The sequence below is a fragment of the Acidobacteriota bacterium genome, from assembly GCA_003696075.1.
Lineage (GTDB): Bacteria > Acidobacteriota > Polarisedimenticolia > J045 > J045 > J045.
In genome coordinates this window covers 1-24698 of sequence record RFHH01000225.1, presented here as the reverse complement: position 1 = coordinate 24698, position 24698 = coordinate 1, and the positions used below count along the sequence as shown (strand labels likewise).

Annotated in this window: 18 protein-coding genes and 1 pseudogene; 9 read left to right on the top strand and 10 right to left on the bottom strand. The window is 72.2% G+C overall.

Going from position 1 to position 24698, the window contains the following annotated elements:
* Positions 1-276: 276 nt before the first annotated feature.
* From D6718_13730 to def, 5 genes and pseudogenes are all read right to left on the bottom strand, one after another.
* Positions 277-2850 (bottom strand): hypothetical protein, encoded by a 2574-nt coding sequence (locus D6718_13730; GenBank protein ID RMG42578.1) that lies wholly within the window; start codon positions 2848-2850, stop codon positions 277-279.
* 86 nt (positions 2851-2936) lie between these two features.
* A complete protein-coding gene (locus D6718_13725; GenBank protein RMG42581.1) occupies positions 2937-3779 on the bottom strand; it encodes a hypothetical protein in 843 nt (280 codons plus the stop codon).
* Between the two features lie 99 nt (positions 3780-3878).
* Positions 3879-4379: pseudogene (locus tag D6718_13720) on the bottom strand (rRNA small subunit methyltransferase B).
* Positions 4253-5203 (bottom strand): methionyl-tRNA formyltransferase, encoded by a 951-nt coding sequence (locus tag D6718_13715; protein RMG42577.1) that lies wholly within the window; start codon positions 5201-5203, stop codon positions 4253-4255. Before D6718_13715 ends, D6718_13720 begins: the two are co-directional and overlap by 127 nt.
* 22 nt (positions 5204-5225) lie before the next feature.
* Positions 5226-5768 carry a peptide deformylase gene (def, locus tag D6718_13710; GenBank protein ID RMG42576.1) on the bottom strand — a complete coding sequence of 181 codons (543 nt, stop codon included), beginning with the start codon at positions 5766-5768 and terminating at the stop codon, positions 5226-5228.
* Between the two features lie 443 nt (positions 5769-6211).
* On the opposite strand from def, the gene D6718_13705 reads away from it, so the two are divergent.
* Positions 6212-8290 (top strand): hypothetical protein, encoded by a 2079-nt coding sequence (locus D6718_13705; GenBank protein RMG42575.1) that lies wholly within the window; start codon positions 6212-6214, stop codon positions 8288-8290.
* 7 nt (positions 8291-8297) lie between these two features.
* Here D6718_13705 and D6718_13700 read toward each other — a convergent pair whose 3' ends face one another.
* Positions 8298-9242, bottom strand: a complete 945-nt coding sequence (locus D6718_13700; protein ID RMG42574.1) for a hypothetical protein — start codon at positions 9240-9242, stop codon at positions 8298-8300.
* Between the two features lie 92 nt (positions 9243-9334).
* Here D6718_13700 and D6718_13695 point away from each other — a divergent pair, with 92 nt between their 5' ends.
* Genes D6718_13695 through ribF form a run of 5 tightly spaced genes read left to right on the top strand, consistent with a single transcriptional unit; the run spans position 9335 to position 15776 of the window.
* On the top strand, positions 9335-11671 hold the full coding sequence (locus tag D6718_13695; GenBank protein ID RMG42573.1) for an elongation factor G: 2337 nt from the start codon (positions 9335-9337) through the stop codon (positions 11669-11671).
* 3 nt (positions 11672-11674) lie between these two features.
* Entirely contained in the window at positions 11675-13000 is a 1326-nt protein-coding gene (locus D6718_13690; protein RMG42572.1) for an asparagine--tRNA ligase, read from the top strand.
* 3 nt (positions 13001-13003) lie between these two features.
* Entirely contained in the window at positions 13004-14389 is a 1386-nt protein-coding gene (gene rimO, locus D6718_13685) for a 30S ribosomal protein S12 methylthiotransferase RimO (GenBank protein ID RMG42571.1), read from the top strand.
* Positions 14390-14412: 23 nt separating this feature from the next.
* Entirely contained in the window at positions 14413-14847 is a 435-nt protein-coding gene (locus D6718_13680; protein RMG42580.1) for a phosphatidylglycerophosphatase A, read from the top strand.
* Positions 14844-15776 carry a riboflavin biosynthesis protein RibF gene (gene ribF / locus D6718_13675; GenBank protein ID RMG42570.1) on the top strand — a complete coding sequence of 311 codons (933 nt, stop codon included), beginning with the start codon at positions 14844-14846 and terminating at the stop codon, positions 15774-15776. Before D6718_13680 ends, ribF begins: the two co-directional genes overlap by 4 nt.
* 9 nt (positions 15777-15785) lie before the next feature.
* On the opposite strand, the gene D6718_13670 is transcribed toward ribF, so the two are convergent.
* From D6718_13670 to D6718_13655, 4 genes are all read right to left on the bottom strand, one after another.
* Complete coding sequence (locus tag D6718_13670) at positions 15786-16637, bottom strand: metal ABC transporter permease (GenBank protein RMG42569.1); 852 nt, start codon at positions 16635-16637, stop codon at positions 15786-15788.
* A 3-nt stretch (positions 16638-16640) separates the two neighbouring features.
* Positions 16641-17678 carry a zinc ABC transporter substrate-binding protein gene (locus D6718_13665; protein ID RMG42568.1) on the bottom strand — a complete coding sequence of 346 codons (1038 nt, stop codon included), beginning with the start codon at positions 17676-17678 and terminating at the stop codon, positions 16641-16643.
* 12 nt (positions 17679-17690) lie between these two features.
* Positions 17691-18989: a hypothetical protein gene (locus tag D6718_13660; protein ID RMG42567.1), complete on the bottom strand. Its 1299-nt coding sequence runs from the start codon at positions 18987-18989 to the stop codon at positions 17691-17693.
* 96 nt (positions 18990-19085) lie between these two features.
* Positions 19086-19406 carry a hypothetical protein gene (locus D6718_13655; protein ID RMG42566.1) on the bottom strand — a complete coding sequence of 107 codons (321 nt, stop codon included), beginning with the start codon at positions 19404-19406 and terminating at the stop codon, positions 19086-19088.
* 147 nt (positions 19407-19553) lie between these two features.
* Here D6718_13655 and D6718_13650 point away from each other — a divergent pair, with 147 nt between their 5' ends.
* The 3 genes from D6718_13650 to D6718_13640 all read left to right on the top strand — a co-directional run bounded on the left by D6718_13650 (position 19554) and on the right by D6718_13640 (position 24337).
* Positions 19554-21323, top strand: a complete 1770-nt coding sequence (locus tag D6718_13650; protein RMG42565.1) for a 4Fe-4S binding protein — start codon at positions 19554-19556, stop codon at positions 21321-21323.
* A 118-nt stretch (positions 21324-21441) separates the two neighbouring features.
* Positions 21442-22965: a HAMP domain-containing protein gene (locus D6718_13645; protein RMG42564.1), complete on the top strand. Its 1524-nt coding sequence runs from the start codon at positions 21442-21444 to the stop codon at positions 22963-22965.
* Positions 22943-24337, top strand: a complete 1395-nt coding sequence (locus D6718_13640; protein ID RMG42579.1) for a sigma-54-dependent Fis family transcriptional regulator — start codon at positions 22943-22945, stop codon at positions 24335-24337. The genes D6718_13645 and D6718_13640 overlap by 23 nt, the downstream gene beginning before the upstream one ends.
* Positions 24338-24698 lie beyond the last annotated feature (361 nt).

Sequence of the window (24698 nt, the reverse complement as noted above, 5' to 3'; positions counted from 1 at the left end):
CTTCGAAGGCGCGGCGGCTGCCGCGAAAGCGGGAGCGGCGGGGATGTCGCCTTCGGATCATGCCGGAAGGATGGCGGGATCCGGCGCGTGGGGGAAGGGCCGATCGGCGCGCGCGTCCCGGCTGCGGGAGGCGGCATGGAACAGGCCGCATCTGCGCCCCGCCGGCGCGGCAGCGCACCATCGGGGAAGCACCTCACGATCGTCCGGGGAGTTACGCTACCCCGGTCCCACGGAGTTCGCCGGCGGCTGCGAACCCCGGCAACGGGGCCTCGGTCCTCACGGCGGGCAGTCGCCTCCCGAGGGGAAACGCTCGTCCCCGGCGCTCGAGCGCCCGTAGCTTCCCGGGCCGTGGTCCAACCCTTCGCTACCGCGGTAGAGGAAGAAGAAGGCCCCCCCTGGTGCCGGCTCCTCCGGGTCGCCGAAGCCGTTGGTGTCGTTGTCGGGCGAATCGTTCTCCAGACACGCCACCGCCCCCAGATCTCCCGGCGCGAGCGCGGCGACGTCGCCCCGGATCGCGTCGTACCGGAGGGGGCCGGAGATCACCGACCAGCGCAGCACCGTCGGAGTCTCCCGCGACACGTCGAGCTCAGGCGGAGCGTTCCGGTCGACGATCCAGATCTCCGGCTGCAGGTCGGCATTCGTGCGGGTGAAATCGCCGAGTCCGCTGAACGCCGCCATCGACCCGGACTCGTCGGGAGCAGCCCGCCCGGGAATCCCCGCCCGCAGGCCACCGACCCGCTGCGGCGGTCCGCCCGAGGCGGGAACGCGGTACAGATCGACGGGGCGGTCCGGGTCGGCCTCGGCGAACGGCGCATCGGTGACGAAGTAGACGTACTCGCCGGCGCGGCTCAGCCTCGGCTCGCGCGAATCGCCTTCCACGCTGTCGGTGAGCTGCCTCGTCAGTCCCGTCGTGCTGTCGTAGAGGTAGATCTCCGAGTTCCCTTCCGGGTTCGTCCCGAGAGGATCGCCGGTGGCGTCGTAGGCGACGCGCGCGCCGTCGTCGGATATGTCGGGATGTCGCGCGTCGCCCGCATCGACCGCCGAGAGCTGCTCGAGTCCACTCCCATCGCTCCGGACGCGGAAGACCTCGTATCCGCCATCGGGATTCGCACCCAGAAGATCGGCGTCGGACTCGAAGACCACCCAACTCCCCGCCGCATCGACGCGCGGGGCCCGCGCCGCCGTGCCCGCCGGAGCGGCGGTGAGTTGCACCAGCCCGGTGCCGTCGGGGGCCACCGCGTAGATCTGCCGGGCACCCTGCGGATTGCTTCCCACCAGGTCCGCATCCGAGTCGAAGACGATCAGGCTGCCGCCCCGGGCGATGGCAGGCCTCGCCGAGTTCGTCCCCGCGGGGCCGTCGGTCAACTGCCGGAGACCGGTGCCGTCGGTGCGAATGACGAAGATCTCCTCCGAGCCGTCCGCATTGGTTCCGAGTGGATCCGCGGTCGAGGAGAAAGCCACCGTGGTGTCGTCCCCCGCGATCGAAGGCCCGGCCACCGTACCTCCGCCGAAGGCGGTCACCGGCGCGACCCCGCTGCCGTCGGGCGCCGCGCGGTAGAGCTCCGCGGGGCCGAAGAGCCCCGTTCTCCGCACGAAAACCACCACGGCGCCGTCGGGACTCAAATCGGGCTGCTCGTTGAACACCAGCCGGAACGTCACCAGGCGCGCCACGCCTCCACCGGATCCGTCCATCGTCTCGAGGCCGCTGGACGACCCGAGGGCGAAGTAGGCGACCCGGTTGCCCGAACCGGAGACGGTGGGCGCGACGTTGCCGAGCGACAGGAGCGAGTCGGTGAGCGCGGTGAGTCCGGATCCGTCGGCGCCGATCCGGAAGATCTCGAAGTTTCCATCGGGGTTGACGAAGAAGGTGTTGTGATTCGAGTGGAAGTAGATCGTGCCTCCGTCATCCGTGATCGCCGGAGAGGCCGACTGTGGTTCCCCGGTCACGCCGACAAGGGATTGCGTGTGCGTCAACTGCCGGAGGTTGGCGCCGCCCCAGTCGACCACGAAGATCTCCGTCTGGTGCAGCGGATTCCCCCCGGTCAAATCGCCGTCGGACTGGAACGCGATGCGCGTCCCGTCCCCGGAGAGCGCCGGCGCATCGGAAGCGTAGCCGGCGGAAGTGGTCGTGATCTGGAGCAAGTTCGTCCCGTCGGCGAGAACGGTGAAGACCTCCCGTCCGCGGTCGGGGTTGCTCCCGAACGGATCGCCGTCGTGGGAGAAGGCCAGACGCGTGCCGTCGTCGCTGATCGAGATCGAACCGAAGCTGCCGTCGGAGAAGTGCGTCAACTGCCGGAGGTTGGTCCCGTCGCGGCCGATCACGAACAGCTGAGGCACTCCCTGCGGGTTCTCACCCAGGGGGTCGCTGTTCGAAACGAACGCGATCCGCGAGCCGTCGCCCGAGATCATCGCGGCGGTCACGCTCCCTCCGTTGACCGCCGGATCGGACGTGAGCTGAACGAGCCCCGTCCCGTCGGAGCGCATGACGAACAGCTCCGCGCTCTGGTCGTGGTTCGACCCCGTCAGGTCGGCCGGCGAGGCGAAGGCGACCCACTGCCCGTCGTCGCTGACGCTCACCAGGCCCGCCGCTCCCCGGGGCGCGAAGGTGAGCTGGACCGGTGGGCCTCCCGCCGCCGGAAAGCGGAAGATCTGGGCGGCGTGGTCCGGATTGGTGCCGAGCGGATCGTCGGTGCTTCCGGTGAACAGCGTCGTCCCGGCATCGTCCAGCGCTCCGGGCCCCGCGGCGACCGTCTTCTCGTCGGTGATCTGCCGCACCACCTGGCCGCGCGCCGCGGCCGCGCCGAAAGCCGCGGCCAAGACCAGGGCGAACGCGAATCTCCCTCCCCGCATCCGCTTCGAGCCTCCCAGCGCCCGCCCGAGGATCCCGTCCCAATTTACGCTGGAAACGGCGGGCCGCGGACCGAGACCGCGGGGGTTCACCCGCGCGGCGCCCCCCCTGTCCGGCGGAGCCGAACAGCGAAGAAGCCGTCCAGCTCCTCCAGCCTCGGCCACGTGTCCAGATGGGGCCAAGGGCCGGTCCCGATCGCCGGTGCCGCGTCCGGGCCCAGCCACGGCGTGGGATCCTCCGGCGCGAAACCCGGCCGCCTCGCCAGGAAGCGCTCCACGACCTCCGGCCCCTCCTCCGGCTCCAGGCTGCAGACGGCGTAGACGATCGCGCCCCCCGGCGCCACCAGAGCGGCCGAGGCCTCCAGCAGCCGGAAGGCTTGTTCCGCGCAGCGCGACACGTCGCGCGGGGTCACGCGGTGGCGCCGTTCAGGGCGCCGCCGCAACGTGCCGGTGCCGCTGCACGGGGCGTCCACGAGGACGGCGGCGAACCGGCCGGCTGGCAGGCAGGGCGCGGTCGCGTCCGCCCGCACCACGGCCGCCCGCGGCACCGCCGTCCGCAGGCGATCGGCGAGCTCGGCCGCCCGGCGGAGGTGCCGCTCGAGGGCGACCAGCCGGCGGTCCGGAGATCGGTCCGCCAGGAGGATCGCCTTCCCTCCGGGCGCGGCGCAGACGTCGGCCAGCGGTCCGGGACGCGACGGCGCGGCGAGCCGGGCCACCAGCGCGGCGGCCGGATCGAGAAGGACGAATTCTCCCCGCCGGAAGGCGGAGGTGAGCTGCGGCGCTCCCCTCGTGACGGAAAGGCCCTCCGGGTGCCAGGGGGAGGCGGTCGTCTCCACCCCTTCCTCCCGCAGGCGGCGCGCCAGTGTCTCCCGCCCACCCGCGGCCGGACGGGCGACCAGGAAGGCCCGGGCCGGGCGATTGAGCGCGGCCAGCGCGCGGCGTGCCTCCTCGGGGCCGCGCGCGATCTCCCACCTTTCGAGGAGCCACCCGGGAACGGTCCTGGTTTCGTCCAGCGCCGGCCGGTCCCGCCCGAGTCTCCGAAGGACCGCGTTCACCAGACCTCCTGCCCCGGCACCCGCGAGGGCGCGCGCCGCCCCGACGGCCGTGGCGACCGCGACGTGGGGCGGCTGATCGAGGACGAGCAGCTGCGCGGCCCCGATCCGGAGACAGGCGCGCAGCAGGGCCGGGAGCCGCTCGAGCGGCCGGGAGACCCGCGGTGCCAGTACGGCGTCGATCGCTCCCTGCCACCGGAGGGCGCTCAGAACGAGCCTGTGGACCAGCCGCCGGTCGCGCGGATCGTCGAGGTCCTCCTCGCGCGACTGCAGCAACCGGTCGGACCAGCCCCCGCGCTCGACCGCGGCGAGCACGGTGGCGGCGGCGATCCGGGCGGGGACGCCGCGCTCGCTCACGGCCCGCTGCCGAGCCGCCCGCCTTCCCGCAGGTGACGCCCGGCCAGGGCGGCGGCGCCCGTCATCGGCCGGCCCCCGTCCGGCTGGAGGCGCGCGAGTTCGAGCACCGTGCCCCCGCCGCACGCCACCAGGGCTGAATCACCCCGGCGTCCCAGGACCTCGCCCGGACGAGCCCCCTCCGGTGCCGGCTCGTCCGCGGGTCGGACCTCGAGCAGCCGGAGGCGCCCGCGGGGGCCCCACGTCACGACCGGCGGCCACGGGTCGAAGGCGCGAACCATCCGGTCGATCTCGGCTGCGGGCCGGTCCCAGGCCACCCGGCCCATGTCGGGGGTGAGGCGCGGGGCGAGCGAGACGCCGTCGGGAGGCTGCGGTGTCGGCAGGAGCGTTCCCTCCTCCAGCCGGTCGAGCGTTTCCACGAGCAGCGGCGCGCCCATGACCGCCAGCCGCGCACCCAGTTCGCCCGCCGTTTCCCGCTCGCCGATGGTCGTGGCCTGCTGGAGGAGGATCGGCCCCTCGTCGAGGCCGCGGGTCATCAGCATCGTCGTCACACCCGTCCTCTTGTCGCCGTGCAGGATCGCGTGCTGGACAGGGCTCGCGCCCCGATGCCTCGGCAACAACGAAAAGTGGACGTTCACGGCGCCGTGGCGGGGTGCGTCGAGAAGCCGTCCGGGCAGGATCCGGCCGTACGCCACCACCACGAGGGCGTCGCTGCCGAAGCGGAGGATCTCCTCGCGCGCCCCCCGGTCCTTGAGCGTCGCCGGTTGGAGAACCGGCGCGATCCCCAGTTCGGCCGCCGCGCGTTTGACCGGAGGTGGCTGCGGCCGCCGCGAGCGCCCCACGGGCGCATCGGGCGCCGTCACGACCGCATCCACCTCGTGGCGCGACGCGGCCAGCGCCTCCAGGAAGGGGACGGCCCATTCGGGGGTGCCGAAGAAAACGACGCGCATCGTCGGTCCGGCGGACTCGCCGTCAGGCCGAGCCTCCCGCGACGCCCTCCCGGGGCCACTCGCCTTGGCGCACGAGCCGTTCGATCTTCTTGAGGGCCAGGCGCCTTTTGAGCGGGGACATCCGCTTCAGAAACACGATTCCGTCCAGGTGGTCGATCTCGTGGCAGATCGCGCGCGCCAGAAAACCCTCCGCCTCACCCTCGAACGGATTTCCTCGGAGGTCGCAGGCGCGGTACCGGATCTTCGCCGGCCGCGTGACGATCTCGAACAGTCCGGGGAACGACAGGCAGCCCTCCTCCCCCGACTGCTCCCCTTCCGCCTCGAGGATCTCCGGGTTGACGAAGACGCGGGCGCCGTCCGGGTCCTCGCCTGCCGACAGATCCACGACCATCAGCCTCACGAGGACCCCCACCTGGTTCGCCGCCAGCCCGACCCCGGAGTTCGCGTGCATCGTCTCGATCATGTCGGCTGCCAGGCGGGCGAGCTCCTCGTCGAAGGCCCGAACCTCCTCGGCGCGCTTCGAGAGGGCGGGATGGGGATAGACGACGACGTTGCGCAAAGCCATGCGACGCTGGGCCTCCGGCCAACGGGTCCGACCGCAACCCTGTCGAAAGTGGACGCTAACACCGCTCCACCCGGGGGGCAAACGGTGCGCGCGGCGGGAAGGGACCGTCCTCGGGCGGGGACGCCCGTCCTGGCCGGAGGACGCATCCCGAGCCGGCGGCGCCGGCCGGCCGGCGGGAAGCGAGAGGGCGCGGCGCCCCGAGATCCGATCGGGGCGAACAGTCGCCCGGCCGGGCGGACCGCGCGCAACCGCCACCGCGGCAGCGCGTTGGGGGCGACCCTGCGGCCAGCGCCGGTCGCGCACCTCGGCCGGGCGCGACATCGGCCTCGACGCCCGCCCCGCCCGGCGCCGGGAGCGCGTGCCGCCGGGCGACGGCCTGGAGCGGGGAACGGATCTTGCATCGGGCTCTGCGGGGCCGCCGACGCCCCTTGGAGTCGAGCACCATGAGAAGCCGCACCCGATGGTCCGCAGCGATCCTCACGGCATGGCTCGCCGCCACGTGCGCGCTGGCGGGCCGGGTGGTGCCTCCGTCCGATCCGCCCGGCGCCGCGGCCGCCGAACCGTCGGAGCCGTTCGCCCGCGTGCGGTACTCGGAGGGCGGACTGCGCGCCGTCCGCGCCGACGGGTTCGAGGAAGATCTGGGCTACAACGCGCCCCTGTTCGAGGGGGACCGCGTGCGCACGTCGGCCGGCGGGCGGGCGGAACTGCAGTTGCCCGACGGTGCTCTCGTCCGCCTCGATCGGTCGACCCTCGTCGAGCTCTTCGCCTTCGCCTCCCCGGAAGGGGAGGGAACCACCGTCCTCGGGTTGCACGAGGGGCGCGTGCAGATCGATGCCCCGGCGGCCGAATCGGTCCGCGTGGACACCCCCTCCGCCTCCGTCTACGTCCTGGAGAGAAGCGCCTTCCTCGTGGCCGTCCGCGACGGTGAACGGGCGGAGGTGACGGTCGAAAGCGGCCGAGTGGAAGTCTCGGGGGAGGAAGGATCGGTCCTGCTCCTCGCGGGAGAAAGGACGACCGTGGCGCCGGGTCGCGCGCCGCGCTCCCCGTGGCCCGTCAACCTGCTGGCGCGGGACGGATTCACGCGGTGGGTCGCCGAGCGGGACGACGTCTTCCATCTGCGCCACCGGCCCGGTCCCGAGTACACGGAGCTTCCCGAGCCGGTGCGGCCCTACTATCCCGAACTCAGCCGCTACGGGCGCTGGGTGTGGAACGAGACTTGGGGTTGGACCTGGGTTCCTGACGTCGAGCCCGACTGGCGACCCTACGTGCGCGGCTACTGGGAAGTCGGCCCGGTGGGGCCGGTCTGGGTCGGTTACGAGCCCTGGGGTTGGCCGGTCTACCGGTTCGGCCGCTGGGATTTCTGGCCCGGCTACGGCTGGGTCTGGATTCCGGGCGCCGTGTTCGCCCCCGCGCACGTGGTCTGGTACTACGGGCCCGAGTTCGTCGGCTGGTGCCCGCTGGGTCACGACGGCTTCGCCGTGACGGTCGGCATCTCGTTCGGCTGGGGCGATCCCTTCTTCGACGTTCGGCCGTGGGTGTTCGTCGACTACGCCGGCTTCTGGGTGCGCGGATGGGCGCCCCACCGGCACCACCGGTACTACGTCGACGGGCATCGTGCGGCCGAGGTCCGGCACCGGATCGTCCGCGACGAGGGCATCGTGACCCGCCGGCGTCTGGTTCCCGCCGACACGCGCCACGGCCGGCCGGCGGCGGGCGGCGCGACTCGGACGGCGCCGTGGACGGCGTCCCGCGAGCATCTGTACGAGCGGGCCCGCCGGCTGCTCTCCGCTCCCGGTTCGGACGCCCGCGAGGTCCGCGAATGGCGCGCGGCCGCCGTCCGGCGGGCGGCAGCCGCCGAGATCGAGAGAGCCCGCACCGGGACGCGGCTGGGGCGCTCGGTTCCTCCCTCGGAGCGGACCCGGCGGCCTTCCCCCGGCTCCGAGACACGGACCGCTCCGGCCGCCCCCGAGCGGGTGCGGCCGCGGCCGGGCGCGAACGAGCGCCGGGCGGCCCCGCGACCCGCCGAGCGGCGCCCGGAACGCTCCGTCACACCGCCCGCGCCTGTCCGCCGCGACCGGCCGGTGATCCGAGTTCGCCCGGAGCCGGCCTCGCCCCCCTCCCCCTATCCGGCCCGCCACCCGGAGAGGGAGGCACCGGCACCCCGCACGAGCTTCGGTCGAGCCGCGGAGAGCGTGCGCCGCTTCCTCAGCCGGATCGTCCGCGGCGAAGGTCTGCCGTCCCCCCGGAGCGGTCCGCCGGCCGGCTCTTCGTCCGTCTCCGGCGAGGACCACCCGCCGTCGAAGCCGGCTCCGCCGGCGGCCCGCCCGCGCCGGGAGCCCGCGCGGACGCCCGCTCTCCGTCCGGGTGCCGCTTCCGGCAGCTCGGCCCGGCCCGGCGGCGAGCGTCCCGCGCCCCCGAGGGTGGGTCGATCCCCGCGGAGCGCACCCCACCGCGCGGCGCCTCCGAGCGGGAGGGCGCGCACGCCGCGGGCGACGCGCTCCGGCCGGCGCCCGCATCGGTGACCGGGGATCAGCGACCGAAGACGTTGAACCCGCCGACGACGCGACGGTAGACCTCGCGGTTCAAACGCGCGCTGTCGGTGCGGCCCAGGGCCTCGGAGCCCTCCGCGAGCCACGTGGCCCTTTCCGCCCCGAGCAGGAAACGGGCTCCACGCCCGGCGAGCGTCGCCGACTCCATCGCGCGCAGGGCGCGCACGGACGCTTCCGGGTCGTATCCGGCCCGAACCAGAGCCGCCAGCCCCTCCCGGTCGGCCGCCTGCTCCGCCGCCGAGCCGTAGCCGACGAACAGCGAAAGCTCGATCGCGTCGGCGAGGCGACTCCGCCCGCCCCGGGTCCAACCGGCGAGCCAACCCCGCCGGGAACGGGCCGCCGCCGCGAACCTTCTCCAGACCCAGCCGGCACGCTCGAGCGCCGCCTCGCGGGCCAGCACGAAGGCGAGCTGGGCCTCGTCCTCCAGCGTGGCCAGGAGGCCGAGGCTGACGAGAAGAAGGCCGCCCGGCAGGGTGGCGACCGCCGGCTCGCCCATGTCGATGAAGCGGACCGGTCCGGCCTCGCCCTCCAGCTGTTCGCGGACGCCCGCGAGGTAGCGACCGAGCGCCGCCTCCTCGCGCAGCTCGAACAGATCGGCGGCGGCGGCCTCCGCTTCCAGCGCCAGCTCCCGGCTCCGGGTCCCGGCCGCCGGCCCGTCGAGGCGCTCCGCGCCGCGGCAGGACGCGCCACCTCCCGCGGCCGGCTCGGGGAAAGCGCACGCCGGGCAGATCCGGAGCGCTTCACCGTCCGGACCGACGAGCCCCCCGCAGGCCACGCAGACGAAAGGGGCGGTCTCCCGCGAGCCCGCGACGGGCCACGAGTCCTCGCGGGCTCCGCAGTGCGGACAGGCGCCCGAGGGCCCGCCCCCGGAGCCGCGCCCGTGACGGCCGGAGCGAAGCAGCGGTTCGAGCAAGGAAATCGTCATGGCCGGTTCGGATCGAACGCCATCGGGGCGTCCGAGGGCCAATCTAGGGCCGAGAGCAGCGGCGCGCGAGCCCGGGAAGACCGTTTCTCCGCATGGCGGGAGACGGCTCCCCTTGCCGGCGCCGCCGGTTTCGGGGAGACCGCCGCAATCGCGGGTTTCGGGTTGACGGGGCAGGAGCCTGCGGCCTAGAGTTTTTCGTTCGTCGCCGGCTCACCCCGGAGACGACGTGTGCCCACGCACGCGGCCGGTCGTTCGCCCCGGGGTCGACGCTCGCACCCCGGCCGGCGACGGTCCGGTCGAACCGGGTCTTCGGTACGAGCGGCCCCCGCGGTGACCCATTCCGCCTGGCAAGGAGCGCCCGAATGAAGGTCTACGACACGTCCGACATCCGCAACGTGGCTCTCGTCGGCCACGGTGATTCCGGGAAAACGACGCTGGCGTCCGCCGCGCTCTATCTCGCCGGCGCCACGAAAGAGCTCGGCTCGGTGCCGGACGGCACCGCCGTCACCGATTTCGACGAGGCGGAGATCGAGCGCAAGGTCAGCATGTCTCTCGCCGTGGCGGCCGCCGAGTGGAAGGATCGCAAGATCAACCTCATCGACGCTCCCGGATATCCGGCCTTCATCGGCGACGCTGCGGGCGCGTTCCGCGCCGCCGATCTGGTGACGATCGTCGTGCACGCGGTGGACGGCATCGGAGTGCAGACGGAGCGGATGTGGGAAGAAGCCTCGCGGGCCGGTCTGCCGGTGATGTTCGTCGTCAGCCAGCTCGACCGCGAGCGGGCCGACTTCGACGCGGTGCTGGAAGCCCTGCGCGAGCGCTTCGGCAGGGAATTGACCGCCATCTCGCTCCCGATCGGCAAGGAGGCTTCCTTCGAGGGCGTGGTCTCCCTCGTCGACGGTCGCGCCTACCCGGCGAAGGCGGGAGCGCGCCCGGCGGATCCGCCCGCCGACATGGCCGAGTCCATCGAGAAGGCGCGCGAGAAGCTCTTCGACCAGGTTGCGGAGAGCGACGACGCGCTGATGGAGGCCTACCTCGAAGCGGGCACGCTCACCCCCGAGCAGCTCGCGGCCGGCCTCGCGCGGTCCATCGCCGCCCGTCAGATGATCCCCGTTTTCGCCGCCTCGGGGGCGAACCTCGGCGGCGTCGCGGTGTGGCTCGACGCGATCGCCGAGTTCGGTCCCGATCCCACCACCCACCCTCCGCTGAAGGCGAAGCGCGGGGAGGAAGAGATCGAAGTCCGGACCGATCCCTCCGCCTCGCTGCTGGGCCAGGTCGTGAAGACCTACATCGACCCGTTCGCCGGCCGGATCAGCCTGATCCGGCTGTTCGGCGGAGCCGCCAAGGCCGACCAGGCCTGCTTCAACCCGGTGACGGGAAGCGCCGAGAAGCTCTCCGGTCTCGCGGCGCCGCGGGGAAAGACTGGGGAGAAGATCCCGGAGGCCCGTGCGGGGGACATCGTGGCCGCCGTGAAGCTCAAGGACACGCACACCGGGGACACGCTGACGGGCGACAAGTCGGACCAGACGGTCATCGAGCCGATCCCCTTCCCGAAGCCGGCGATCTCCTACGCGCTCAAGACCGAGGGTGACGAGGAGAAGATGTCCTCCGGCCTCCAGCGCCTGGCCGAGGAGGACGCCACGCTGCGGCTCGAGCGCGATCCGCGCACTCACGAGCTGATGGTGGCCGGCCTCGGCGTCGATCATCTGCGGACGATCCTCGACAAGCTGGAGCGGCGGTTCAACGTCAAGGCCACGCTCGAGAAGCCGAAGATCCCCTACCTCGAGACGATCACGAAGACGGCGAAGGCGCAGTACCGCCACAAGAAGCAGACCGGGGGCGCCGGTCAGTTCGCCGAGGTCCACCTGCGCATCGAACCGCTCCCCCGCGGCGCCGGATTCCAGTACGATTCGGAGATCTTCGGTGGCGCGATCTCGCGCAACTTCTGGCCGTCGATCGAAAAGGGCATCCGGCAGGTGCTCGAAACGGGCGCCATCGCCGGTTACCCGATGGTCGACGTGAAGGCCGTGGTGTACGACGGCAAGGAGCACCCGGTGGACTCGAAGGACGTCGCGTTCCAGGTGGCCGGACGCGAGTGCTTCAAGCTGGCCGTGAAGGAGGCGGGCCCCGTCGTCCTCGAGCCCATCATGCGGGTCGTCGTCACCTGCCCCGACGAGAACATGGGAGACGTGCTCGGGGACCTCAACCGCCGGCGCGGCAAGGTCCAGGGCTCCGACTCCCAGGGAGGGCGCGCCACGATCCGCGCCGAGGTGCCGATGGCCGAAATGCTGGAGTACAACGCGACCCTGCGCTCGCTGACCTCCGGGCGCGGATCGTTCACGATGGAGCTGGCGCACTACGAGCGGGTGCCCGCGGAGATCCAGCAGAAGCTGGTGGCGGAGTTCAAACCTCAGGCGGACGAGGACTGAGCGGTGCCTCCGACGGCGACGATCCGGCACCTCGCGCGCCACGCCGGCCAGCGGGTGCGTCTCGAGTGCTGGGTCACGCACCGGCGATCCAAGGGAAAGATCGTCTTCCTCGTGGTGCGGGACGGCACCGGCGTCTGCCAGGCCGTCGCGGCCGCGTCCGACCTCGATGCCGACACCTTCTCGCGCCTGTCGAAGCTGACACACGAGTCGTCGTTGCGCCTCACCGGGACCGTGGTTCCTGACACGCGGGCGCCGGGTGGGTACGAACTCCACGTGGACGGCGCGGACATCTTCCAGGTGGCCGAGGAATACCCGATCGGCCGAAAAGAGCACGGGATCGAGTTCCTCCTCGATCACCGCCACCTCTGGCTCCGGCACAAGGGGCCCTGGGCGGTGATGCGGGTGCGGGACGAGGTCGTGAAGGCCTGCCGCGACTTCATGTACGACAACGACTTCCTGCTCATCGACTCGCCGATCCTCACCCCCGCCGCCTGCGAGGGCACCAGCACCCTGTTCGAAACCGATTACTTCGGTTCGCCGGCCTACCTCTCTCAATCGGGCCAGCTGTACGTCGAGCCGGCCTGCGTGGCACACCGCAAGGTGTACTGCTTCGGCCCGACCTTCAGGGCGGAAAAATCGAAGACGCGGCGCCATCTCACCGAGTTCTGGATGATCGAGCCCGAAATCGCCTGGGCCGGCCTCGACGACGTGATGGAGCTGGCCGAGCGGCTGGTGTGCTACGTGGTCGAGCGGGTGCTCGACAGGCGCCGGGAGGAACTCGAGATCCTCGAGCGGGACGTGTCGAAGCTCGAGGCGATCCGGCCGCCCTTTCCCCGCCTGTCCTACGACGAGGCGGCGGAGATCCTCACCCGCGACGAGAACGTCGCCCGGGCGAGGGCGGCCGGAGCGCCCCCCTTCGAGCCGGGCAACGACCTCGGGGCGATGGACGAGACGATCCTGGGCGAGCTGCACGACCGGCCGGTGATGATTCACCGCTACCCTGCCGCGGTGAAGGCCTTCTACATGCAGCCCGATCCCGAGCGCCCGGACCGCGCCCTCTGTGTGGACGTGATCGCACCGGAGGGTTACGGCGAGATCATCGGCGGGAGCGAGCGTATCCACGACCACGCCCTCCTCGCCCGGCGCATCGAGGAGCACGGCCTCCCGCGGGAGGCGTTCCAGTGGTATCTCGACCTCCGCCGATTCGGGTCGGTTCCGCACGCCGGCTTCGGCATGGGGATCGAACGCGTCGTCTGCTGGCTGACCGGCATCCGCCACGCCAGGGAGGCGATCCCCTATCCGCGCACGATCCAGCGCCTCTACCCGTAGCCGATGCCCTCCGCGCCCCGGCCCACTCGCGCGACGCCCCGCCACCGGAAGCGGGTCTTCTTCGTCAACCTCGGCTGTCCCAAGAACCAGGTCGACGGCGAGCGGATCCTCGGCCGCCTCGAGGCGGCCGGCGCGGAGATCGTCGGCGATCCGGAAGCCGCCGATACGCTGATCGTGAACACCTGCGCCTTCATCGACGCAGCGCGGGCCGAGTCGGTCGATGCTCTGCTGGACGCCGCCGCGTGGAAGGAGGCACGGCCGGGGCGGCGCGTGATCGCCGCCGGCTGTCTGGTCCAGCGGGCGGCCGGCGAACTCGTCTCGTCGATCCCCGAGCTGGACGGCCTGCTCGCCCCCGCCCGCATCGAGTCGTCCGAAGCGGTCTTGGGACCGGAGCCCCCGCGGCACCCCGACGGCGGCCCGGGGCGCGTCAGCCTGCCCGCCGCCGGCGAGCCGAGGCACCTCCTCTCCCCGCCGCACTCCGTCTACGTGAAGATCGCCGAGGGGTGCGACCAGTCGTGCGCTTTCTGCGCGATTCCCGCGTTCCGCGGGCGGCAGCGGTCGCGCCGTATCGAAGATGTGGTTCGCGAGGTGGCCGCCCACGCCGCCGCGGGTGCGGCCGAGGTGAACCTCATCGCCCAGGACTCGACCGGTTACGGGCGCGACCTCGGGCTCCGCGAGGGTCTGGCGCAGCTGATCGAGGCGCTCGACGGCCTGGCGGAGGGTCCCCCGTGGGTCCGGATCCACTACCTGTACCCCGGACGGATTTCCGACCGCCTCGTCGAGGCGATGGCGCGCAGCAGCAGGGTCGTCGAGTACGTCGACCTGCCGCTGCAGCATGCCGATCCCGAGATTCTCCGCCGGATGCGGCGTCCGGGGAGCCCGGACGCGTACCTCGAGCTCCTCGACAGGCTCCGGGCGGCGCTGCCCGGTGCCGGGGTGCGCTCGGGGTTCATCGTGGGGTTTCCCGGTGAGACCGACGCCCAGTTCGAGCGCCTGTGCCGCTTCGTGGAGCAGGCCGGGTTCGACGCGGTCGGCGTTTTCGCCTACTCCCACGAGGAGGGAACCGCCGCCGCGTCGCTGCGGGACGACATCCCGGCGGCGGTGAAGCTCGAACGCAAGGCGGCTCTCGAGGAGATCGCCGCCGAGGTGGCGCGGGCCCGCAACGAAGCGCGCGTCGGGCAAGAGCTGGAGGTCCTCGTGGACGGGGAGGCCGAAGACCGGCCCGGATGGATCGCCGGCAGATGGCGGGGGCAAGCCCCCGAGGTGGACGGCCGCGTTCTCGCTCCGCGGCCCCGGCGCGCCCCCCGTCCCGGCGAACGGGTGCGCGTGCGCGTCACGTCGGCCGGGCCCGCCGAGCTGATCGGCCGGATCGCCGGGGAGGAGAGGTGAGGACCGCGCGCGACTGGATCGCCATGTGGTTCGGCGCCGGACTCTCCCCCGTCGCGCCCGGGACCGCCGGAACCGCCGCGGCGGTACCGCTCGTCCTCCTCCTTTGGTGGGCCGGTTCCTGGCCGGTGCACCTGGCCACGACGGTCGGCATCACCTGCGTCGGGCTGTGGGCCGCGGGCGATCCCGTGAAACGCTGGGGAGTCCGCGATCCGGGGCCGGTCGTCGTCGACGAGGTGGCTGGCTATCTCGCCGCGACCTGCCTGGTCCCCCCGGGTCCGGCGACCCTCCTGGCGAGCTTCTTCCTCTTCCGAGCGCTCGACGTGATCAAGCCCTGGCCGGCACGAAGCCTCGAGCGCCTGCCGGGCGGCCTCGGCATCGTCGCCGACGATCTGGCCGCCGGCCTGTACGCCAACCTTCTCCTCCGAGCGGGCCTGCTCGCCTGGACGCATCTGGGATGAGGCTGGCGCGCGGGATCGACGAGTTTCGCCCTCCCGCCGGCCGGGCGGTCGTCGCCACGATCGGCAACTTCGACGGCGTGCACCGCGGGCACCAGCGGATCATGGCGCGGGTCGCCGAGCGCGCCGGCGCGCTCGGCGGGCTGCCGCTGGTGGTGACCTTCGAGCCCCATCCCCTGCGGATCCTGGCGCCGGACCGCGCCCCGCGGCTGCTCATGACGCGCGAACAGAAGCTGGCCGCCCTCGAAGCCGCCGGGATCGAGGCGGTGGTCATTCTGCCCTTCGACCGCGACCTCGCCACGATGCCCGCCGAAGTGTTCGCCCGCGACCTCCTCGGCGGCCGGCTCGGTGTCCGTGAACTCTACATCGGGCCCGACTTCAGGTTCGGGCGGGGCCGGGCCGGCGATCTCGAACTCCTCCGCCGCATCGGCCGAGCCGTCGGCTTCTCCGCCGACGCGGTCCCGCCGGTCATGGACGGAGGGGAGAGGATCTCGGCGAGCCGGATCCGGCGCCTGCTGTCGGAAGGGCGGGCGTCGGAGGCCGCGCGCCTCCTCGGCCGGCCGTTCGCCCTCGTCGGGACCGTCGTCCACGGCGAAGGGCGCGGGCGTCCGCTCCTCGTGCCGACCGCGAACCTCGCCCCCGAGAACGAGTTCCTGCCGGCCCGCGGCGTCTACGTCACGCAGGCGGCCTGGGCGGGACGCGAGGCTTTCGGCCTGACCAACGTCGGCACCCGGCCGACGTTCGGCGACCGGCGTCTCGTCGTGGAGACCTTCCTTCCCGGGCTCGACGAGGACCTGTACGGCCGGCGGCTGGAACTCCGCTTCCTCGATCGCCTGCGGGACGAAAGGCGATTCGACACGGCCGCCGACCTGAGAAGACAGATCGAGAGCGATCTCGAAAGCTTCGAAGCCTGGCGGCGCGGGCGCGGCTGACCCGGAATCTCAGCCGCCGTCCGCCGCCTCAGGGCGCCGGGCCCGCGGCAACGGGATCGCCCGGGCCGCCGCGTGAACGACGAGCAGCAGCCCGAGCACGCAAACCACCGCCGGGCCGGCCGGCATGTCCCACCGATAGGAGCCGAGCAGGCCGGCGGCGGAGGCCGCGAGACCCGCCGCCCACGCGATGGCGACTCGCCGGCCCCACCCGTCGGCGAGGCCGATCGCGAGGATCGCCGGCGCCACCAGGAACGAGAAGACCATGAGGACGCCGCCGGTGCCCACCGCGAAGGTGATCACGACGCCGAATCCGGCGTAGAACAGGAAGTCCCAGGCGCGAACGGCGATGCCCCGCTCGAAGCAACCCTCCGGATCATCGGTGATCTCGATGAAGCGTCGCCGCAGCAGGACGTGGAGCACGCCCACCGCTGCGAAGACCGCCGCATCGCGAAGAACCGCCGGCCACGTGACCCAGATCACCGCTCCGGCGAGGAGTTCCTTGATGTGCTCCGCTCCCTCCGGAGCCCGGTCCGCGACAACGATCGCCAGGGCCGACGCGACGACGTAGGTGATCCCGATGATCGCTTCCTGCGGCACCCGCTCGCGGCGCGACCGGGTGGCACTGAAGATGGCGGCGCCCGCGAGCGCCGCCCCCAGCGAGTACCCGATCGCCGCCGCGCTTCCCGGCTCGTGCCCTCTCATGAAGGCGAGCAGCGTTCCGAGAGCCGCGATCTGCGCCAGAGCGAGGTCGACGAAGATCACCCGCCGCAGGATCACGTGGATGCCGAAGTAGCCGAGAATGACGACGAGAGCAGCGCAGGCGGTGAAGGGCGCGGCGAGAAACTCGAGCACATCCAGCATCGCTCAGCCCCCTTCTCCGAACGCTTCCAGCAGCCTGGTGATCCACAGATCGATCAACGCGAAGTAGTCCGGAGCCTCTTGCCCGCCGGGCTCGAGGGGCACGCGCACGACGCGGCATCCGGTCCGCTCGGCGATCGCGCGGGGCTTGTCCGGGGCGAAGTAGGTCGCCGAGAGGAGCACCCGGATCCCACCCGTTTCGATCTCCCGGATCAACTCGTGGACGTGCCGGCTCGAGGGCGGGATTCCCGGCTTCGCTTCGACATAGTCCACCACCTGCAGGCCGAAAAGATCGGTGAAGTAGATCCAGTTCTTGTGATAGGCGATGATCTTCTTTCCCCGCAGCGGCAGGGCGCGTCCGAGCCAGCCGCCGAGAGAATCGATCAGCGGGTGGCCGTCGTAGCGTTCCCGCTGCAGAAACTCGATCAGGCGTCCCTGCTCCGCCAGAGGATCGAGAACCTCGCCTCCGAGGAGATCGGCGAGCTCCTTCCCGTAGAGAGCCTCGTCGATGCGAGCCCGGAAGGCTGCGAGCCGATCCCGGTAGAACGCGGCGCCGTCCGGATCGACCCGCTCCAGCCCCGCCTCGATGTTCGCGGCGATGACCTTGGCGTTGATCGGGCTCGTATGGATATGCGGATTGCCGTAGATGTGGATATCGCCCGCCGCCCGGCTTGCGTTCGCCGGTACGTCCCGCATGTGGACGCCCTGCGCCGCGGCGACGAAGCCCGGCTGCCCGTCGCGGATCCTGCGGTTTCCCGACTTGTCGACCAGCGTCGGTGCCCAGAGCTCGAGGTCGAGACCGGTCGTCACGAACAGGTCGGCGTCCTTGAGCATCAGCGCCAGCGAAGGCTTCGGCTTGACGAAGTGGGCGTCCTCGTCGGGGCGCGAGATCGATCGCGCCTCGATGCGCTCTCCGCCGACCTCGCGGGCGATGGCGGCGTAGGAGGGCAGCGTGGTGACCACCTTCACCTTCTCCGCCGCATGTCCGGCGGCGGCGAAGGCCAGCAGGATGACGCCGGCAAGCGGCACGGTGTTGCGGATCATCGTCGTCCCTCCTCAGTAGGACTCGTGCTTGTGCGGGCCGGCGGCCCACGTCAGTTGGAACCGGATCCGGTGGTCGTCGTCCCCTGTCAGCGGATCGTGGCGAAGCTGGTAGGCCAGCCGGAGCCGCACGAACTCGCTCTGCCACCACGAGAGATAAGGCTCGATCGCCCACGTGCCGAGGGACGGGACCTCCGGATCGAACACACGGTCGTAGCGGAGACCGGTGTAGAGATTCCTCCGCACCAGCCCTTCGAGGTAGGAGTACCCGCCCCAGGCCCGCGCGACCGGCCCGCCGGCGGCCTCCCTCGCCGACCGCGCGATCTCCGTTCGCCAGATGAACTCTCTGTACTTGGCCCGTGCAGGCGGCTGCCAGTGGAGGGTGACGTCGCTCCCGAGCACCGTCGCCCCGAGGCCGGGCGCCCGCGTCCCGGTCACGGCGGAAAGACCCCATTCGAGGTACGTGGCGGGGGAAAGGTCCCAGTAGCTCCTGACGTGGGCGAGTCCCGACAGCCGCTCGAAGGACCCTCCCGAGAAGAGCTCGGAGGAGCCGTCGGTGACCTGGAGGGTGATCTCGCTCGCCGTCGACCAGCCGTGCGGGAGCAGCCAGTCGACCGAGACACCGGTCTGCGCGAGCCCCTCCGGACCGAAGAAGGTCTCGTAGACCAGCGGGTAGTCGACCTGGGGCAGCGCGTGGAGGTGGTGGCGGTTGAGCGCTCCGAACGTCTGGCGCATCTTCCCCGCGCGCAGCGTCAGACCGGGCGCGAGCCCCGTGTAGCGGACGTAACCCTCTTCGATGTCGACCTCTCCGCCGCCGATCGCCAGGGTCAGCTTCGTCGAGGAAAACGGATCCAGCGCCGATTGCAGGTCGAGCTCGAACTCGCGCGCATCGAACCGCTGGCCCGGCCCCGACGCGGCGGCGACCACGTCACCCGTCAGCGAGATCTCCGGGTTCAACCGGTTGAGGTTTCGCTCGTGCCCCACGGCGACCGCCGGTGGAGGCGCCTGCGCGGCCGCCTGCGCCCCGCCGGCGGCGGCTCGCGCCGCCGCCCGAAGGCGTGCGATCTCGTCCGCCGGTGCGGCCGCCCGGGTGCCGGCATCCCGCCCTTTCTTCTCGAGTTCCGCGATCCGGCGCTCGAGCCGGGCGATCCTCTCTTCGTACGCCGCCCGCATCGCCTCCATCCGCTCCTCGAGGCGGGCCAGCTGCGCTTCGAGTTCACGAACCCCTTCGGCGGCCCGCGCGGGCACCAGGACAGCGCTAAAGACCAGGGCCAGGGCGGCGAGGGCGCGCCCGCCCCGAACCGGCCCGAACACTTTCGCTCTCGTCAATCTCCTCCCTCCTCACGCGCGCGGCGCCGGTCGTCCCGCGCCGCCAAGAAGACAGCGTCCGCCCCGTCCGGGGCCGCTCTTTCAACGCAACGCCGTCCGCGCGAGGGGTGGAGCGCGGGCCTGCCAGGGCCCGCGGACCGGTTCTTGGAGGCCGAGGAGCTCGCCGGGAGGCGGAGTGGGGCCGCACGCGGTCGTCCGCACCTCCGCCGACGGCGTGCCCTCGGCGAGCTTCCCATGGGCGAGGATGCAGGCGGTGCAGAAGGTCGCAGCCGCCGGTGCCGCCGCCACCGCGGGGCGCCCCGGGTCCGGCCATCCGTGGGTGTGAAGGTCGGCCCCGAAGCACGCCCCGACGATCAGAAGGGCGGCAACGACGCTGACCAGGACGCGACCCGCTGACCGCAAGCGTGGGCCTCCGCGGCGTCCCCGCCCGGGCCGCCGGTCGCGGTGGGCGGGACGTGGTGCCAGCCTACCGGGAGCCCACCGCCGGGGCAAAGCCGCACCCGGCGGCCGGAACCTATATTCCCCGGGGACTCTCCGGGGAAAGGGGCCATGCCGCGGCGAACCGTCTCCGTCCTCGCCATCCTGATCCTCCTGTCGCCGGCGGTCTTCGTCCCGGCGCAGGCCCACGCGCCGGTGCGCCCGCGCCCCGCCGCCCGCACCATCCGCGGCCTTCCCAGCCTCGTCTGGGGCTGCCCGATGTGCGAGACGGTCCGACAGCCGTTCCCCGGGCGATGCCCCAAGTGCGGGATGGCGCTCGTTCCCATCGGAGCGGGGACCGGGCGCCCGGGCGGCGGTGAGCGTCGGCTCGCGCTCATGCCGGGGGTCCCGGACTGGCTCTTCTTCACCGGAGCCCTGGGAACGCTCGTCGTCTCCTTCGCCGTAGTCGATCGCGCTGGGCGCCGCCGGCGCGGCCGCGGCCGTCCGCGCCTCGATCTTCTCCGGTGGGCCCCCCTCCGCCACGCGATCCGCAGCCGGATCCTCCAGCGCGCGCTCCAGTCCTCGGTCCTCGTCCTCTTCCTGCTCGTCCTCGCCGCCGGTTTCGCGGGAAACCAGCGCCCGGAGCGGAACATCGCTCCGGTGCTCACCTGGACGATCTGGTGGACGTGGCTGGCGTTCGTGATCCTTTTCCTCGGGAAGATCTGGTGCACCGCCTGCCCCTTCGTCACCATCGCCGACGGGATCGCCGCTTTGGGCCGGCTGCGGCGCTCGGGGCGGCCGTTCGGCCTCGGGCTGCGCTGGCCGCGCCGCCTCCGGAACATCTGGCCGGCGACCGCTCTGTTCGTCGGGCTCACCTGGCTCGAGCTCGGTTACGGCGTCACGACGAAGCCGTGGCTGACGGCGGTCCTCGGCGTCGCGATGGTGGCGATGGCCACCGCCTCGGTGTTGATCTTCGAGCGACGCGCCTTCTGCCGGTACGCCTGCCTCGTCGGCCGCGTGAGCGGGTTGTATGCGCTGTGCGCGTCGAGCGAGCTCCGCGCCCGCGACCGGAACGTCTGCCGGGAGTGCGCGACCCGCGATTGCTACCACGGCGCGCCCGGAGCGGCCCCCTGCCCCACCCACCAGTACCTCGGGGCCATGGAGGTCAACACCTACTGCACCCTGTGCTTCGAGTGCGTCCGCTCGTGCCCGCACGACAACGTGGCCTGGAACGCCCGGCTCCCCGGTGCGGACCTCGTCGAGTCCCGCCGATACCGTGCCGACGAAGCCTACCTGGCCGTGATCATGCTCTCGATGAGCGCGTTCCACGGGCTGACCATGACGCCGTCGTGGGATCGCCTGGTCGAGGCGATCTCGACCCGAACCGGGCTGTCGGAGCTGGGCGCCTTCACCGTGGGGATGGCGGGGATGCTCGCGCTGCCGATCGCCGTCTTCTTCGGTCTTTGCCTCCTGATGAAGGCCGTCACCGGCGATCGGGAACATCCTGTCCGGCAGCTCTTCATCCGCTTCGCCTACTCGCTGTTGCCCATCGCCCTTTGCTACCACCTGGCGCACAACCTGCAGCACGTCTTCTTCGAGGGGATGAAGCTCGTCCGAATCGCCTCCGATCCGTTCGGCTGGGGATGGGATCTGTTCGGCACGGCGAGGATGCCGATCGATGCCGTCCTGCCGGTGCAAGTCGGCTGGGCGATCCAGGTCCTGCTCGTTCTCGGCGGCCACATCTTCGGCATCGTCGTCGCCCACCGAGCCGCCGCCTCGCTCTACCCCGAGCCGGGCCGCGCCCTCCGCAGCCAGCTCCCGATGCTCGCCGGCATGCTCGCCTTCTCGTTCCAGAGTCTGTGGCTCCTGGCCCAGCCGATGATGATGCGGACGGCGATGTGACGGCGCCGATCCCGGCGGGGCGGCGCTGGTGGCCGTCGCGCCGGCTCGCTAATCTCGTCGCGTGAGCTCGTCGTCCCCCAGCGTCCCCGGCGGCATTCCCCCGTTCCGCCGGCTCAGCGTGCGGATCCTGTCGGTGATGGTGCTGTCGATCGTCGTGATCGAGCTGGCGGTGCTCGTGCCGATGACGCTGCACTTCCGCCGCGAGCGCCGCGATCACTTCTACGCCCTCGCCGCCGCCGCCGCCGGGCGCGCGGCGCCCTCGATCGCCGGCGCCCTCGGCGACGCCGCGCGGGATCCGGCCCTGATCCGGGAGGTGATGCCGGAAGGTCCGGGACTCCGGGCGCTCTACGGGGCGGGCGGCCGGCTTCTCTGGGCCGATCCCGGCTGGCCCCGGGAGACGGCCGAGGAGATCGTCCGCCGCACCGACCCGGCCGGCGGCATCGCCGAAGGGGAGCACGGCGGCCTCTGCTACGTCCTCTACCCCCTCCGGGCGGCCGATGGGAGCCTCGCGGGAAGGCTCGCCATCGTCGAGAGCGGCTCCCGGCTCCGCCGCGAGACGGTCGGGTACGTCCTGCGGGTGCTGGGCTTGGTGCTGCTCATCTGCCTGTTCACGTCGGTGACCGTTTTCGTCTACCTGCGGCGGGCGGTCCTGCGGCCGATCGAGGCGATCGTGCGCGCGAACATCGCCAGCGCGGGGGATCCGGGAGCCGCCGAACTCGTTCCCGAGTCCCTCGCCGCCAGAAACGAGCTCGGGGAGATCATCCGCACGCGGAACCGGATGCTCGAGAGCCTGCGCGCCGCGCGCGAGGAGATCCTCCGGCAGAACGAGCAGCTCGAGCGGTGGAACCGGATGCTGGAGCGGCGCGTCGAGGAGCGCACGGAGCAGCTCCGCGCCGCGCGAGAGCGGGCCGTGCAGGCCGAGAAGCTGGCCGAGATCGGCCGGCTCGCGGCCAGCGTGGCGCACGAAGTGAACAACCCGCTCGGGATCATCGCCGCGAGCGCCGAAGACCTTCGCCGGCACCTCGCCGCTCTGCCGGACCGGGATGCGGGCGCCGAGCGGCCGTTCCAGATCATCCTCTCGCAGGTGGAGCGCTGCCGCCGGATCATCGACGCGCTGCTCAACTTCTCGCGCCGGACCGCGTGCGAGCCGGAACGCATCGAGGTCGGCCCGTTTCTCGCCCGGACGGTGGAACTCGTCAGGAGGCGGGCCGAACGGGAGGGGAAGGCCATCGAGCTGGCGGTCGACGACGGACGGGCCCGGGTGCTGGCGATGCCGACGCAGCTCCAGCAATCGCTGGTGAATCTGCTGGAGAACGCTCTCGACGCCAGCCCGCCGGGCGCCCCGGTCGTCGTCGGCGCCCGCCGGCGCGGGACCGGCACCGTCGAGATCTACGTCTGCGATCGCGGTCCCGGCATGGAGCCCGATGTGCAACGGCAGATCTTCGAGCCGTTCTACACGACGAAGGAACCCGGACGCGGCGCCGGCATGGGACTGACGATCGCCTCCCAGTTCGTCCGGGCGCAGGGGGGAACCCTGACGTGCGAGTCGGAACCGGGGCGAGGCAGCACTTTCCGGATCGGCCTGCCGGCCGTGGAGGAATCCGATCGTGGGCCGGAAGATTCGCCTGCTGATTCTCGATGACGAAGCGCTGTTCCTCGAGACCCTCGCGCGGATTTTCGGCCGCGAGGGCTTCGAGGTGACCACCACCTCCGTCGGCTCGGCGGCGATCCAGCACATCGAACGCAACCCGGTGGATGTGGTGCTGGCGGACGTGGTGATGCCGGGTATGGACGGGCTGACCTTCCTCGAGCACGTCCGGTCCCGGCCCGATCCTCCCGAAGTCGTCATGCTCACGGCCCACGCAACGGTCGAGACGGCTGTTCGGGCGATGAAGGCCGGGGCCTACGACTATCTCCAGAAGCCGGCGCGCGTGGAGGAGATCGAGAAGGTCGTCCAGCGGGCGTACGAGCACCGCCGCCTCATGCTCGAGAACCGCCGGCTGGCCCGGATGCTGGACAGGGTGGATCCCTATCGCGACCTCGTCGGGGACAGCCCCAAGATCCGGGAACTTCGCGAGCTGATCGAGCGGGTGGCGCCGACGGAGACCACCGTGCTGATCACCGGGGAGAGCGGCACCGGCAAGGAGCTGGTGGCCCGGAAGATCCACGCGGCGAGCCCGCGCGCCGACGGCCCGTTCCTGGCCGTCAATTGCGGCTCTTTGCGGCCCGAACTGCTGGAGAACGAGCTGTTCGGACATGTCGCCGGCGCCTTCACCGGGGCCACGCGGTCCGCGGCCGGCCTGTTCGAGGAAGCGGACGGCGGCACGCTGCTGATCGACGAGATCGGCGAGATGGAGCTCGGCATTCAACCCTCGCTCCTGCGCGTGCTCGAAACGGGCGAGTTCAAGCGACTGGGCCAGCCGAAGCCACGCCGGACCAACGCCCGTGTGCTGGCCGCCACGAACCGGGATCTCGCGCGGGACGTCGAGGCCGGTCGCTTCCGGCGCGACCTTTTCTACCGGCTAAACGTCTTCACCATCCATGTGCCCCCGTTGCGCGAGAGGCGGGAGGACATACCGGCCCTCGCCGAGCACTTCCTCCGGTGGCTCGAGCCGGAGCGGCCGGAACCGCGCCGGCTGACGCCACGGGCCCTCGAGGCGCTCCGCGCCCACGACTGGCCCGGCAACGTCCGCGAGCTCCGCAATGCGATCGAGCGCGGGCTGATCATGGCGCGCGGCGACACGATCGACGTCGGCGATCTCCCGCCCCTCCGCCCGGGTTCCGCGGCGCCGGCCCCGGAGGCGCCCCGGCGGCCGGCTCCCCCGGCCGTAAGGGAAGGCGCCGGGGACGGGGAGTTCCTTCCGCTCGCGGAGCTCGAGGCGCGCCAGATCCGCGAGGCGCTCGAGCGGACGGGAGGGAACAAGACCGCCGCTGCGCGGTTGCTGGGCATCAGCCTGCGGTCGCTGTACACCAAGCTGGCGCGGCACGGGATCGAATCCACCCCCGGAACGTAGACCGTTCCGGTCGACGCGCCCGGAGACCGGGGCACCCGCGCTGGGCGGACCGCTCCACAAGTCGATGGTTCCCAAGAGCTTGAGCTTGGGTCCGACCGGGCGCGCGGCTGGCATCGCGCTTGCGAAGGAGAGGGCGGAGAGACCGGGTCAGGACTCCTCCCTTCCCCATCGCGCAGCCCGGTCCCTTCCCCGCCGGACCGGCGATCGGCGCCGTCCGGCGGGCCTTTTCCCCGCGCCGCCCGCTGGCCGCGTCAGGAGAGCCGATGCCGCGCCGACCGACGACCGACACACCCATGGCCCTCGACGCCCTGCTGAACCGCTTCGGCGGCCCCGAACCGGCGGGTGAAGCCACGGCCTGGCT